General features: G+C 70.0%; 12 protein-coding genes and 1 pseudogene. 6 read left to right on the top strand and 7 right to left on the bottom strand.

Annotated features, from left to right (window positions below; translation table 11 throughout):
- Positions 1–98 precede the first annotated feature (98 nt).
- On the top strand, positions 99–2015 hold the full coding sequence (mdoH, locus tag N7I30_RS09605; protein WP_498638408.1) for a glucans biosynthesis glucosyltransferase MdoH: 1917 nt from the start codon (positions 99–101) through the stop codon (positions 2013–2015).
- 116 nt (positions 2016–2131) lie between these two features.
- Positions 2132–2779, top strand: a pseudogene (locus tag N7I30_RS09610) (FkbM family methyltransferase); the annotation flags it as partial.
- 21 nt (positions 2780–2800) lie between these two features.
- On the opposite strand, the gene ribA reads toward N7I30_RS09610, so the two are convergent.
- Positions 2801–3940, bottom strand: a complete 1140-nt coding sequence (gene ribA / locus N7I30_RS09615) for a GTP cyclohydrolase II RibA (RefSeq protein WP_498638410.1) — start codon at positions 3938–3940, stop codon at positions 2801–2803.
- Between the two features lie 399 nt (positions 3941–4339).
- Between ribA and N7I30_RS09620 the strand changes: the two genes are divergently transcribed.
- From N7I30_RS09620 to N7I30_RS09635, 4 genes are read left to right on the top strand one after another with little or no spacing between them, the layout of a single operon-like run.
- Entirely contained in the window at positions 4340–5260 is a 921-nt protein-coding gene (locus N7I30_RS09620; protein ID WP_498638412.1) for a zinc-dependent alcohol dehydrogenase, read from the top strand.
- A gap of 35 nt (positions 5261–5295) precedes the next feature.
- Positions 5296–5694, top strand: a complete 399-nt coding sequence (locus N7I30_RS09625; RefSeq protein WP_498638414.1) for a 6-pyruvoyl trahydropterin synthase family protein — start codon at positions 5296–5298, stop codon at positions 5692–5694.
- Complete coding sequence (locus tag N7I30_RS09630) at positions 5691–6737, top strand: glycosyltransferase family 4 protein (protein WP_498638415.1); 1047 nt, start codon at positions 5691–5693, stop codon at positions 6735–6737. The genes N7I30_RS09625 and N7I30_RS09630 overlap by 4 nt, the downstream gene beginning before the upstream one ends.
- On the top strand, positions 6734–7522 hold the full coding sequence (locus N7I30_RS09635; RefSeq protein ID WP_498638417.1) for a methyltransferase domain-containing protein: 789 nt from the start codon (positions 6734–6736) through the stop codon (positions 7520–7522). The genes N7I30_RS09630 and N7I30_RS09635 overlap by 4 nt, the downstream gene beginning before the upstream one ends.
- Positions 7523–7537: 15 nt before the next feature.
- Here N7I30_RS09635 and N7I30_RS09640 read toward each other — a convergent pair whose 3' ends face one another.
- From N7I30_RS09640 to N7I30_RS09665, 6 genes are all read right to left on the bottom strand, one after another.
- Complete coding sequence (locus N7I30_RS09640; protein WP_009208151.1) at positions 7538–8080, bottom strand: cytochrome b; 543 nt, start codon at positions 8078–8080, stop codon at positions 7538–7540.
- 78 nt (positions 8081–8158) lie between these two features.
- Positions 8159–9280, bottom strand: coding sequence for a molybdenum ABC transporter ATP-binding protein (gene modC, locus N7I30_RS09645; RefSeq protein ID WP_498638420.1), 1122 nt, complete (start codon positions 9278–9280; stop codon positions 8159–8161).
- The gene (gene modB, locus N7I30_RS09650) at positions 9277–9948 is read right to left on the bottom strand and encodes a molybdate ABC transporter permease subunit (protein ID WP_498638422.1); all 672 of its coding nucleotides are present in this window, start codon (positions 9946–9948) and stop codon (positions 9277–9279) included. The genes modC and modB overlap by 4 nt, the downstream gene beginning before the upstream one ends.
- Before the next feature lie 6 nt (positions 9949–9954).
- Entirely contained in the window at positions 9955–10773 is an 819-nt protein-coding gene (gene modA / locus N7I30_RS09655; RefSeq protein ID WP_498638424.1) for a molybdate ABC transporter substrate-binding protein, read from the bottom strand.
- 20 nt (positions 10774–10793) lie between these two features.
- A complete protein-coding gene (locus tag N7I30_RS09660) occupies positions 10794–11759 on the bottom strand; it encodes a ribokinase (protein ID WP_498638426.1) in 966 nt (321 codons plus the stop codon).
- 92 nt (positions 11760–11851) lie between these two features.
- Positions 11852–12352: a cupin domain-containing protein gene (locus N7I30_RS09665; protein ID WP_024351666.1), complete on the bottom strand. Its 501-nt coding sequence runs from the start codon at positions 12350–12352 to the stop codon at positions 11852–11854.
- Positions 12353–12421 lie beyond the last annotated feature (69 nt).

The following is a 12421-nucleotide window of genomic DNA, read 5'->3' on the forward strand; positions in this document are numbered from 1 at the left end:
AACGGTCGCGTTTTCCGCCCTTCATGCGGACGCTTCTGGCGGCGCGTGGCCCGCAAGGCCGTTGGCCGAGACATTCATCGTCATTCGAGGTGCGAGACGTGCTGCGCGAACCCCAAGGCGGCGGCGACATCCGCGAGATGGTCGAGACCGACCGCGTGCCGGCGCCGGAAGCGGCGCTGCCGGCCATCGAGACAGCCGGCTGGCCGGTTGCAGTGCGTCGCTGGTTCGTCGCCGCGCTGAATCTGGCGACGATCGTCGGGCTCGCCGCGGGCGTGACGCTGATCCTGTCCGGCGACGGGATCGACGCCCTCGAAGCCGTCATCCTCGCCGGTTTCGCGCTGGCGACGCCCTGGACGGTGCTGGGCTTCTGGAACGCGGTGATCGGTCTCGTCCTGCTGCATGGGCCCGCCGACCCGGCGGCCAGCGTCTATCCGTTCTTCGAGGCCGGGCCCGCGGGACGGCCGGCGCGGCTGACCAGCCGCACCGCCATCGTCATGACCTTGCGCAACGAGGCGCCGGAGCCGAGCTTCGAGCGGCTGGAGGCCATGCGCCGCAGCCTCGCCAAGACGGGCCTTGACGATCATTTCCACTTCTTCATCCTCAGCGACACCGACGACGCCGAGATCGGGCTGCGCGAAGAGGCAGCTTTCGAGCGCTTTACGGCCGTCCTCGAGCCCGGCCGCGAGCCGGTCTATCGCCGCCGCCGCGACAATGCCGGCTACAAGGCGGGCAACATCGCCGCGTTCCTCGCCGACGAGGGGGCCGAGTACGACTATTTCCTGCCGCTCGATTCCGACAGCGTCATGGCCGGCGACGTCATGGTGCGCATGGTGGCGGCGATGGAACGGCAGCCGCGGCTCGGCATCCTGCAGAGCCTCGTCGTCGGCATGCCGGCGAACAGCGGTTTTGCGCGGATCTTCCAGTTCGGCATGCGCCACGGCATGCGCTCCTTCACCATGGGCGCCGCCTGGTGGAACGCCGATTGCGGACCCTATTGGGGGCACAATGCCGTCATCCGCACGGCAGCCTTCCGGGCCCATTGCAGGCTGCCGGATCTGCCCGGACGCCCGCCGCTCGGCGGTCCGGTGCTCAGCCACGACCAACTCGAGGCGGCTTACATGCGGCGCGCCGGCTACGAGGTCCGGGTGATCCCGGTCGAGACCCGCAGCTACGAGACCAACCCGCCAACCCTGCCAGACTTCGCCAAGCGGGATTTGCGCTGGTGCCAGGGCAACATGCAGTACTGGCGGTTCCTGTTCACCCCCGGCCTTGCGCCGCTCAGCCGCTTCCAGATCCTGCAGGCGATCCTGATGTACATGGCGCCGCCGGCCTGGCTCGCGATGACCATCGCGGCCTGTGCCAAGGCCGTGACCGGGACCTTCGACGCCCGCTACGTGGAACTGGGTCTGGGGCTGTTCGCGGTGATCTTCTTTTTGAGCATCTCGCCCAAGCTGGCCGGCGCGCTCGACGTGGTGCTGACCCGCGGCGCCGTGCGCTCCTATGGCGGACCGCTGCGCTTCGCCGTCTCGACCCTTGCCGAGATCCTGATGTCCATGCTGATGGCGCCGGTCGTCGCGGTCTATGTGACGATCTTCCTGGCCGGGCTGCCCTTCGGGCGCTCGGTGACCTGGAGCGGCCAGAACCGCGACGTGATGGGCGTCGGATGGGGGTCGGCGATCCGGGCGATGTGGCCGCAGACCCTGTTCGGCGGCGTGATGGCGGTCACGCTGTTCGCCGCCGCGCCGCTTGCGCTGGTCTGGTCGCTGCCTTTCGTTGCCGGCCTCCTCGTGGCGATCCCCTTCACCGTGGTCACCGCCATGCCGGTCCTCGGCCGCGTCCTATCGCGGGCCGGCCTGTTTGCCGTGCCGGAGGAATCGGCCCTGCCGATGGTGCTGAAGGATCTGGTGCCGGCGACGGCGCGGCGCTGGCGGCGTCCCGTAGCCGGCGAGGCCGTCCGCAACACCTATGCCGCGCCGGTGCCGATCCGGATCGATGCGGACATCGGCCGCCGCTGATGGGCGCACGGAGCGTCGGCAGCTTCCGGGGCTGGTCGGGCATCCTGCGCAGCCTTGCCATCTATCACGGCGACCGCCGGCATCTGCGCAGCCTTGCAGCCTTCTATGGCGGTCTGGTCCGGCCGGGCGACCTGGTCTTCGACATCGGCGCCCATGTTGGTGACCGGACCCGTGTCCTGCACGGTCTGGGCGCGCGGGTGGTGGCGGTCGAGCCCCAGCCACGGCTCGCCGCGCTGCTGCGGCTGGCCTTCGGCTGGCGCCGCCGCATCGACATCGTGCAGGCAGCTGTTTCCGATGCGCCGGGCGAGATCCGGCTGCATGTGAACAGCGCCAATCCAACGGTTACCACGGGGTCTGACGCGCTGATCGCGGCCGCGGCAAGCGGGACGGGCTGGCGCGATCAGGTCTGGGACGGGGCGGTCACCGTGCAAGCGGTGACGCTCGACGCTCTGATTGCGGCCTATGGCCGGCCGGCCTTCATCAAGATCGATGTGGAGGGACTGGAGGACCGGGTGCTTGCCGGGCTGAGCGCCCCGGTGCCGATCCTCTCCTTCGAGTTTACGACCTTGCAGCAGGACGTTGCACTGGCCGCGCTGTCCCGGGCGAGCGCGCTGGGCTATCGCCGGTTTCGCCTGTCGATCGGCGAGAGCCATGCCTGGGAAACGCCGGCGGGTGACACCGCCGAGGCGATGGCCGCGCATCTGTCGCGCCTGCCGGAAGCGGCGAATTCCGGCGACGTCTACTGCTTCCTCGATCCCGCTTGAAATGGCGCGCTCGACCCGCGGTCAGCCGCCGAACAGGCGGTCGACGGCGAGGAGATGGCCGCCGCGTTCGGCCTTGGTGCGCAGATAGCGGCGGTTCTCGACCGTCACCGTCCCCGTGACCGGGGTGCGGTCGACCACGTCGATCCCGCAGGCCTTCAGATAGGCCACCTTGAGCGGGTTGTTGGTCAGAAGGTCGATGCGCTTGATGTCGAGGCCGTCGAGCATGGCGGCGGCGGTCTCGTAGCGGCGTTCGTCGGCCCCGAAGCCCAGCTCCGCATCGGCGTCGATCGTGTCGAGGCCTTCGGCCTGCAGGCCGTAGGCGCGCATCTTGGATGCGATGCCGGTGCCGCGTCCTTCCTGGTCGAGATACAGCAGCACGCCGCCGCCGCGCGCTTCCAGCGTCTTCAGGCCGTTGCGCAGCTGGTCGCCGCAATCGCATTTCAGCGACCCGAAGAGGTCGCCGGTGATGCAGGAGGAATGGACCCGCACCGGGACCGGAAAGGCGCGGTCCGGCTGGCCGACCACGATGGCGATCTGGTCGCGCTGGGCAAAGCCGCCGCGGAACACGACGAAGCGTGCCTCCTTGATTCCCGCCAGCGGTACGGCCGTCTCGGCCACCACCTCGAAGCGGCGCGACGTCGCGGCGAGCGCCACGGCGATGTCGCCGACCCCGATGGTCGCACAGTCGGCGAAGATCGGATCGTCGGCGGCGATCGACGCACAGACGATGGCCGGCAGCAGCAGCGCCAGACGGGCGACGCCGGCAGCCTCGCCGGCCAGGGGGCTGGCCGGTTGCCAGCCTTCGGGCGGAACAGCGCCGCGCAGATAGCCCAGATGGCAGGCAGTGTCGAAGTCCATGCCGTCGATGCCGATCATGGCGCCATCCGGGGCGTCGATGCCAAGGACGCTGGCGCGCTGCGGCGTCAGATAGAGCTGCAGATGGTCGCCCGAGATGTCGGAGAGGTCGCGGAAGCCGGTGGGCGTCGCCGTGTCGAGCGTCAGCGCGACCAGTGCCTGGCCGTCTTCGCCGACAATCCGGATCGGCCGCCCGAAGCGCAGTTCCGCCGCGGCGCGCTCGCAGCGGATTGCCGCATCGGGACCGAAGGACGCCAGCGACACCTGTGCCGGTTCCGCTGCTGACGCGTTGGTGTGGATGGTCATCCTACCCGCCCGTTCTGGCCCCTTCGCGGACCGTTCGCGTTGCTTCGACCGGAACCCGATCGCTGGCACCCTATGTCGGGTCGATGGGGAAAATCCCCAGCGCCCGATATGGGATAGATCGTCACCCCTTGCGAAACGGCCGAGCCGTCGCAGTCCTGTTGACCGGACCACATGGGGATTTAGTTCCTCTCTCCACATTCACCAGTCCTGCCGACGCTGCGCGGCCTCGGCTTTGAATTCAGCCACTTGCGCGACGACCTCGCGTGCCGAGGCCGGTGTGCGCAGCGCGGCGGACGCCGGCATTGCTGCTTCCGGCGAGCCACGATCGATCGAAAGGCGACTGTGCCCATGACGACCATATGTCGCGCTCTCTGGCTCGAAGGGCCGGATCGACCGGATTTGCGCGTGGAAGACCTCGGCCCGCTTGCCGCCGGCTCGGTCGAGATCGCCAGCCGGTTCGGGGCGATCAGCCGCGGCACCGAGGCGCTGGTGGCGGCGGGACGCGTGCCGGAGAGCGAGCATGAGCGGATGCGCGCGCCTCTCCAGGCGGGGGATTTTCCGTTTCCGGTGAAATACGGCTATTCGACCGTCGGCGAGATCGTTGCCGGCCCGCCCGAACGGCTCGGCCAGACGGTCTTCTGCCTGCACCCGCATCAGGACCGGTTCCAGGCGCCCGCCGCGATGGCCGTTCCGGTTCCGGACGATGTGCCGGCGGCACGGGCGGTGCTCGCCGCCAACATGGAAACCGCGCTCAACGTGGTCTGGGACGCGCGGATCGCGCCCGGCGACCGGGTCGCCATCGTCGGCGGCGGCCTCGTCGGCCTGCTGGTCGCTTGGCTGGCTGCTCGCATTCCCGGCACCGACACCTGCCTTATCGATCTGAACCCCGAGCGCGCCGCCACCGCGCAGACGCTCGGCTGTCGCTTCGCCTCTCCGGGGCAGGCGCCGGCCGATTGCGACGTGGTCGTCCACGCCTCGGCCAGCTCGGCAGGGCTTGCGACCGCGATCGAAGCGGCGGGCTTCGAGGCGCGTATCGTCGAGCTGAGCTGGTATGGCGACCGTCCGGTCAGCGTGCCTCTGGGCGGGGCGTTCCACAGTCGCCGCCTGCAGATCGTCGCTTCGCAGGTCGGCCATGTGCCGCCCGATCGCCGGGCGCGCTGGAGCCTCGGTCGCCGGATGGCCACGGCCCTTTCGCTGCTCGCGGACCCGCGTCTCGACGCGCTCGTCTCCGGCGAAACGCGCTTCACTGAGCTGCCCGAGCGCTATGGCGGCATCCTCGCCGACCCGGCGACACTGTGCCACCGCATCCGCTACGACTGATTTTCCATCCGACCGCTTCCCGAAAGGACCTGCCCATGTTCGCCGTCGAAGTTCGCGACCACATGATGATCGCCCACAGCCTGCCGCGTCCGGTCTTCGGGCCGGCGCAGGGGATGCACGGCGCGACCTTCGTCGTCGACGCGGCATTCTTCACCGACAGCCTCGACGAGGATGGCCTTGCCATCGATATCGGCCTGGCGACCGAGATCCTCGCCGGCGTCGTCAAGCCGTTGAACTACCAGAACCTCGACGAACTCGAGATCTTCGCCGGCAAGGTGACGACCACGGAATTCCTGGCCAAGCATCTGTTCGATGCGATTGCCGCGAAGATCGCCGCCGGGGAACTCGGCGACGGCGGAGCCCGGGTGAAGCGCCTGAAGATCCAGCTCCACGAATCCCACGTGGCGCGCGCCTGGTACGAGGCCGATCTTTGATCGGAACGCTGTATTTCGCGATTCCCGGCGCTCTGGAGACCCGCAGCGGCGGCTATGGCTATGACCGCCGGATGATCGCCGAACTCGGCGCACTTGGCTGGCAGGTCGAGCATCTGCCGCTGCCGGACGGCTTTCCGCAGCCGGACGCCGCGGCCCTTGCCGGGACGGCGCGCCGGCTGGCCGGACTGCCGGACGGGGCGCTGGTGCTGGTCGACGGGCTGGCCTTCGGGGCGATGCCGGAGATCGCCGCGGCCGAGGCCGAACGCCTGCGTCTCGTGGCGCTGGTTCATCATCCGCTGGCGCTGGAAACCGGGCTCGATGCCGCAACGGCCGCGGCACTGGCGGCGAGCGAGCGGCGCACCCTCGGTTTTGCGCGGGAGGTGGTGACGACCAGCCCGACGACGGCGCGGGAACTCGTCGCCAACTTCGCCGTCGCCGACGACCGGCTCGCCGTCGTGGTGCCCGGCACCGAGGCGGCCGCGCGGGCGCGAGGGAGCGGCGACGTTCCGATGATCCTGTCTGTCGGCAGCCTGATTGCCCGCAAGGACCATGCGACCCTGGTGGACGCGCTGGCCCGCATCCGCGATCTCGACTGGCACTGCCGGATCGTCGGCGACGAGACTGCCGATCGGGCGACGGCCGAGGCCTTGAGGGCACAGATCGCCGAGCTGGTGCTTGGCGACCGCATCACCCTGTGCGGCGCAAGCGACGCGATCGACCGTGAGTATGCCGCGGCCGACATCTTCGCCCTGGCCAGCCGCTACGAGGGATACGGCATGGTGTTCGCCGAGGCGCTGGCGCACGGCCTGCCGATTGTCGGCTGTGCGGGCGGGGCGGTGCCCGAGGTCGTGCCGGAGACGGCCGGCATGCTGGTGCCGCCGGGCGATGTCGCCGGCATCGCCGACGCGCTGCGCCTGCTCTTGAGCCGGCCGGAGCGGCGCCGCGCAATGGGCGACGCGGCCTGTGCGGCGGGACGGGCGCTGCCGTCGTGGCGCGAGAGCGCCGAGACACTTTCAGGGATTCTGGCGAGGGCCATGGCATGAGCGGCTTCGACACCAACTGGCTCGATCTTCGCGAGCCCGCCGACGGGGCGGCGCGGGACACGGGCCTGCTGCAGGGCGCGGTCGCCTGGCTGGAGGGTGCGGGCGACGCCCCGCTCGCCGTCGATCTCGGCTGCGGCACCGGCTCGACCCTGCGCGCCGTGTCGCCCCACGCGCCACGCCTGCGCTGGCGGCTGGTGGACAATGATGCCGCGCTCCTCGCCGAGGCCGCGCGACGGCTTGCTGCGACGCAGAATGTCGAGACCGTACAGGCCGATCTGACCGATCTCGATGCCCTCGATCTCTCCTGCGTCCGGCTGGTCACGGCGTCCGCCCTGTTCGATCTCGCCTCGCGCGATTTCGTCGAGCGGCTGGCCGACCGGCTCGTCGCCGAAGGGGCCGGGCTCTATGCCGCGCTCAGCTATGACGGCAGCGTTGCCTGGAGCGAGGAACATCGCCTCGACGCGACGGTGGTGGCGGCGTTCAACGGCCACCAGCGCGGCGACAAGGGGCTGGGCACGGCGCTCGGGCCCGATGCGGGACCCGCCCTCGCCGATGCATTTACCGCACGTGGATACGCCGTGCGCACGGCGTCCGCGCCATGGCGTCTCGGCGCGGATGAGGCTTCGCTGCGGCGGCTCTTCGATGCCGGCATGGCGGATGCGGTGGCGGAAACCGGCGCGATCGCGACGCCGGACCTTGCCGACTGGCGACAGATGCGGATGGAAAATGCCGGGCGCGGCACCTGCCGCGTCGGCCATCTCGACGTACTGGCGCTGCCGCGCTAGCGCAGGCCTCGCCTGTCAGATCATCCGATGCAAGGTCGCGTCGCGGCGCAGGATGTGGTGGTGCAGGACGCCGCCCATATGCAGCACGAACAAAGCGAGGATCGACCAGGCCAGGATTTCGTGCACCTGCATCAGGATCGGGGCCAGATCGTCGGACTTGCCGACCGGGCTCCAGACCGTGCCGAGGCCGAACCAGTCGAGCGGAAAGCCGAAGGCGTTGGTGGCAAGGAAGCCGACGATCGGCTGGACGATCAGGACGACATAGAGAAGACCGTGGACGAGGTTGGCGATGCGCGCCTGCCAGACCGGCATCGGCGGATGCGGCGGCGGCGGGTAGAGCAGCCGCAGGGCCATTCGCGCCAGCATCAGCCAAAGGATCAGGAAGCCGAGCGATTCGTGGAAGAAGTAGAAGCCGGTCTTGGCGTCGTCCTTGACCACGCTGATCACCGCGCCGAGCGGCCATACCGCCAGGACGAGAACCGCGACGGCCCAGTGCATCAGCCGCGAGGCGACCGGATAGGCGAGGGGGTGGGATGCGATCCTGTCCTGCATAGTCATTCTGGCTCGACCTCCGGCTCGGGACCCTACCCTAGGTCAGGTCGGTGACTTTCAGAAGTTCGACCGGCCGGCGCGACGTCAGCCGCCGATCGCCCGGGCGGTGGCGAGAGAGACGGACTTGATCTGGGCAAAGACGCGGTCGCCGGGCGCCAGCGACAGGCGGCGCGCCGAGCGGCGGGTCACCTTGGCGACGAAGCTCAGCTGTTCGGCCCCCTCCAGCGCCAGGAAGACCGAATAATCGGCGGCATTGGCCGGCTCGATCGCAAGGATGCGCACCTTCAGCGTGTTGGAGATGGTCGACAGGGTCGGGATCTCCCGCGACAGGCTGACGTCGCGGGCCTCGATCCGCAGGCGCCGCGCCGCGCCGACATCGTGCGGGCCGCTGCCGTCGACGAAGACCGGCTGGCCGCCGAGGTCGAGTTCGGTGAGGGCGTCTTCGGCGTGGTGGGCGACGACGCGGGCCGGCAGCACCGCGGCGGCGTGGGGATCGCGCACGAAGCCGAGGCCGGAATCGGTGAGCGCCGCATTGAGCGCGCCGGCGGCCCGGACCCGGCCCTTTTCGATCACCACGATCCGGTCGGCCAGCCGTTCCACCTCGGCGATGTCGTGGCTGACATAGAGGACGGGGATGGCGAGATCGGCCTGCAGCGCCTCGAAATAGGGAAGGATCTCGTCCTTGGCGAAGCGGTCGAGGGCCGAAAGCGGCTCGTCCATGAGGAGGAGCTTCGGCCGGGAGAGGATGGCGCGGCCGAGCGCGACCCGCTGGCGTTCGCCGCCCGACAGACCGGCCGGCGCGCGGTCGAGCAGCGGTCCGAGCCCGAGGAACTCGACGATCTCGGCGTGATGGGCGGCATCGACGCCGCCGGGGCTGCGGCGGGCGCCATAGACGAGGTTCTTCGCCACGGTCAGATGCGGAAACAGGCTGGCTTCCTGGAAGACATAGCCGACGGCCCGCCGGTGGGGCGGGCGAAAGCTCGCGGCGTCCTGCCAGATCTCGTCGCCGACGGTGACGTGGCCGTCAAAGGCAGCCAGCCCGGCAACGCCGCGCAGCACCGAGGTCTTGCCGGAGCCGGAGGGCCCGAACAGCGCCGTCACGCCGGTCGCCGGCGCCGCGAAGGCGATGTCGAGCGCAAAGGCGCCGAGACGGCCCGCGAGAGCAACGGTGAGGCCGGCCGACCCGGTTTCGGCCTCGGCGCTCACGGCTGGGGCTGGCCGATGCGGCGGCCGAACAGGGTCATCGCCAGGATGACGAGGAAGGAGAAGACCAGCATGCCGCCGGCGAGGACATGGGCCTCGGCCCAGCGCAGGGTCTCGACATAGTCGTAGATCGCCACCGACAGCACCTTGGTCTCGCCCGGAATGCTGCCGCCGATCATCAGGACGACGCCGAACTCGCCGACCGTATGGGCAAAGCCCAGCACCGCGCCGGTGAGAAAGCCGGGCAGCGCCAGGGGCAGGGCGATGGTCCTGAAACGATCAAGGGGCGAGGCCCTGAGGGTGGCCGCGACCTCCAGCGGCCGGTCGCCGATCGCCTCGAAGGCGTTGCGGATCGGCTGGACGACGAAGGGCATGGAATAGATCACCGATCCGATCACCAGCCCCTCGAAGCTGAAGGCGAGGGTGCGCAGCCCGAGAAGGCCGCCGAGGCCCTCCGGCCCCAGCGCGATCAGCAGATAGAAGCCGAGGACGGTCGGCGGCAGCACCAGCGGCAGGGCGACGAGGGTGCCGACGATCTCCTTCCACCGCGCCGTCGAGCGCGCCAGCCACCAGGCCAGCGGCGTGCCGAGGACGAGCAGGATCAGCGTCGTCGCCGCGGCGAGCTGGATGGTCAGGAGGATCGGGGGCCAGATGTCGCCGCCATCGAACATCGGCCGTCAGGCTCCGGTCTCGTAGCCGTAGCGGCGGATGATGGCGGCCGCTTCCGGGCTCTTCAGGAAGTCCAGAAAGGCCTTGGCCGCGGCGCTGTCGCGCCCGGTTTCGAGGAGTACGGCATCCTGGTCGATCGCGGTGTGCAGTTCTGCCGGAACCTGCCAGTGCGAACCGCCCGGCTTGCCGGCGACCTGCGCCAGCGCGACGAGCCCGAGCTCGGCATTGCCGGTCGCGACGAACTGGTAGGCCTGGGCGATGCTGGTGCCCTGCACGAGCTTTGGCCGAACCGCCTCGTAAACCCCGAGCGCCTGCAGCACCGCCACGGCCGCCGCGCCATAGGGAGCGGTGGCGGGGTTGGCGATGGCCAGCCGGTCGAAGGCGCCCTCGGTCAGCGTTGCCTTGCCGGTGACGCGGGACGGCTCGCTGCTGAAGAGGACGAGGCGCCCGGTGGCGTAGGTGAAGCGGCTGCCGGCGACGGCGAGGCCTTCGGCGATGGCTTTCGCCGGCCGCTCGGCATCGGCGGCCAGGAACACCTCATAGGGCGCACCCTGCGAGATCTGGGTGTAGAGCGTGCCGGTCGAGCCGAAACTGAGTTCGGCTTTGTCGCCGGTCGCGGCCGTGAAGGCGGCGGCAATCTCCTGCGCGGCCTCGGTGAAGTTGGCGGCCACAGCCACCCGCGTCGAGGCCGCCATGGAGGGAGAAACCGCGAGAGTCAGTGCGGTCAGCAATGTCGCGCTCTGCGCAAGCCAACGCCACGCGAAGCGACGGATCGCGCAGCCGGCACGTGGGGCGTTGCTCAGCCCGAAGCTACCGTAACAGGGCATCTGGCGTGGCCGGTGCGGTCTTATGGCTTGAGCTCCGCCAGTGCGCGCTCGACCTCCGCCGCTGTCGGCATGGCCGACTGGGCGCCAAGCTTGCGGCAGGCGAGGGAGGCGGCGACCGCGGCGCGTTCGGCGGCATCGTCCGGCGCGCGCCCTTCGGACAGGCCCACGGCGAAGACGCCGACGAAGGTGTCGCCGGCGCCGGTGGTGTCCACAATCTCGACGCTCATCGCCGGGATGGAGCGCACCGGCCGGTTCCGGTCGGCGATGATCAGCCCGCGCGATCCGCGGGTCGCGATGACGGCGAGGTCCAGGCGTTCGGACAGGGTGCGCGCACGCTCGGAGGCGTTGCCGCTCTCGACCGCGCAGATCGTGGCGGCCGAACGCAATTCGCTCTCGTTGACGACCAGCACGTCGGCCAGTTCCATCAGCTGCAGCATGCCTGCCTCGTCGAGATCCGGCGGCACGGGGGCGAGGTTGACCACCGTGCGGGCGCCGGCATCCCGCGCGGCCCTTGCAGCCGCGACGCATTCGGCCAGCGGGATCTCCATCTGCAGGACGAGGATGCTCTGCGGGCCGAGCCGGCCGGGCGCCAGCGGCCCGGCGGTCACGCAGCCATTGGCGCCGCTGGCGACGGTGATGGCGTTCTCGCCCGCCGCGTCGATCGAGATGAAGGCGCAGCCGGTGCGCTCGGGCGCGGTCTGCAGCCCGCCGACATCGATGCCCTCGCCGCGCAGATTGTCGGCCACCGCCTGGCCAAGAACATCGTCGCCCACCGCGCCGACCATGGCGACCCTGTTGCCGCCGCCGATCATGCGCGATGCCGCGACCGCCTGGTTGGCGCCCTTGCCGCCGAACAACTGCTCGTAGCGTGGCGCCAGCACGGTCTCGCCGGGCCGGGCGATGCTCGCCACCCGGCAGACGAGATCGACATTCAGCGAGCCGAAGACCAGGACGTCGGCCGGCGTCGTCTCGTCAGTGTCGGCCATCGGTGGGGTCTCCTCTGCGGGGCGTGGGCTGCCGGTCAGTGGCCAGGCCAGCCGTCATCTGATCGCGCTTGTCGCCGATCCGCGGCACCGGCTCAAGACGCGTTACTGTCGGCGTCGGGATGGCTGTGGATCGGATCGACCCAATAGACTTCCTCGGGGCGCTCGACCGGCTCGACATCGGTGATGTTGACCACCACCGCCTCGTTGTCTGAGCGCACCAGGACGCATTCGAGCGGCGCGTCGGGATCGGCGTTGATCTCTTGGTGCGGCACATAGGGCGGCACGAAGATGAAGTCGCCCGCCTCGGCCTCGGCGACATATTCCAGCCGCTCGCCCCAGCGCATCCGCGCCTTGCCGCGCAGGACGAAGATGACGCTTTCCAGCGCGCCGTGGTGATGGACGCCGGTCTTGGCGTCGGGCTCGATGGTCACCGTGCCGGCCCAGATCTTCTGCGCGCCGACGCGGGCATGGTTGATCGCCGCCTGGCGGAACATGCCCGGCGTCTGCGCCGTGTTGGAATCCAGCCGGTCGCCCTTGATGACGCGCACGCCGTCGTGCTTCCAGCGCGGCTCGTCGGTCGGTGCGTCACTCATGCGGCGGTCTCCCTCATCCCTGTCCGCGCGACGTTATCGCCAGTTCGGCCAGGGCTGCAATCGCCATTG

Source organism: Aurantimonas litoralis (assembly GCF_026153195.1).
Taxonomy (GTDB): Bacteria; Pseudomonadota; Alphaproteobacteria; order Rhizobiales; family Rhizobiaceae; genus Aurantimonas; species Aurantimonas coralicida.

Excerpts from the sequence above, each read along its gene's own strand:
- ribA (WP_498638410.1), bottom strand. The coding sequence starts at position 3,940 with ATGACCATCCACACCAACGCGTCAGCAGCGGAACCGGCACAGGTGTCG.
- N7I30_RS09625 (WP_498638414.1), top strand. The coding sequence starts at position 5,296 with ATGTTCGCCGTCGAAGTTCGCGACCACATGATGATCGCCCACAGCCTG.
- modB (WP_498638422.1), bottom strand. The coding sequence starts at position 9,948 with ATGTTCGATGGCGGCGACATCTGGCCCCCGATCCTCCTGACCATCCAG.
- N7I30_RS09660 (WP_498638426.1), bottom strand. The coding sequence starts at position 11,759 with ATGGCCGACACTGACGAGACGACGCCGGCCGACGTCCTGGTCTTCGGC.
- N7I30_RS09635 (WP_498638417.1), top strand. The coding sequence starts at position 6,734 with ATGAGCGGCTTCGACACCAACTGGCTCGATCTTCGCGAGCCCGCCGAC.
- modA (WP_498638424.1), bottom strand. The coding sequence starts at position 10,773 with ATGCCCTGTTACGGTAGCTTCGGGCTGAGCAACGCCCCACGTGCCGGC.
- N7I30_RS09640 (WP_009208151.1), bottom strand. The coding sequence starts at position 8,080 with ATGACTATGCAGGACAGGATCGCATCCCACCCCCTCGCCTATCCGGTC.
- N7I30_RS09665 (WP_024351666.1), bottom strand. The coding sequence starts at position 12,352 with ATGAGTGACGCACCGACCGACGAGCCGCGCTGGAAGCACGACGGCGTG.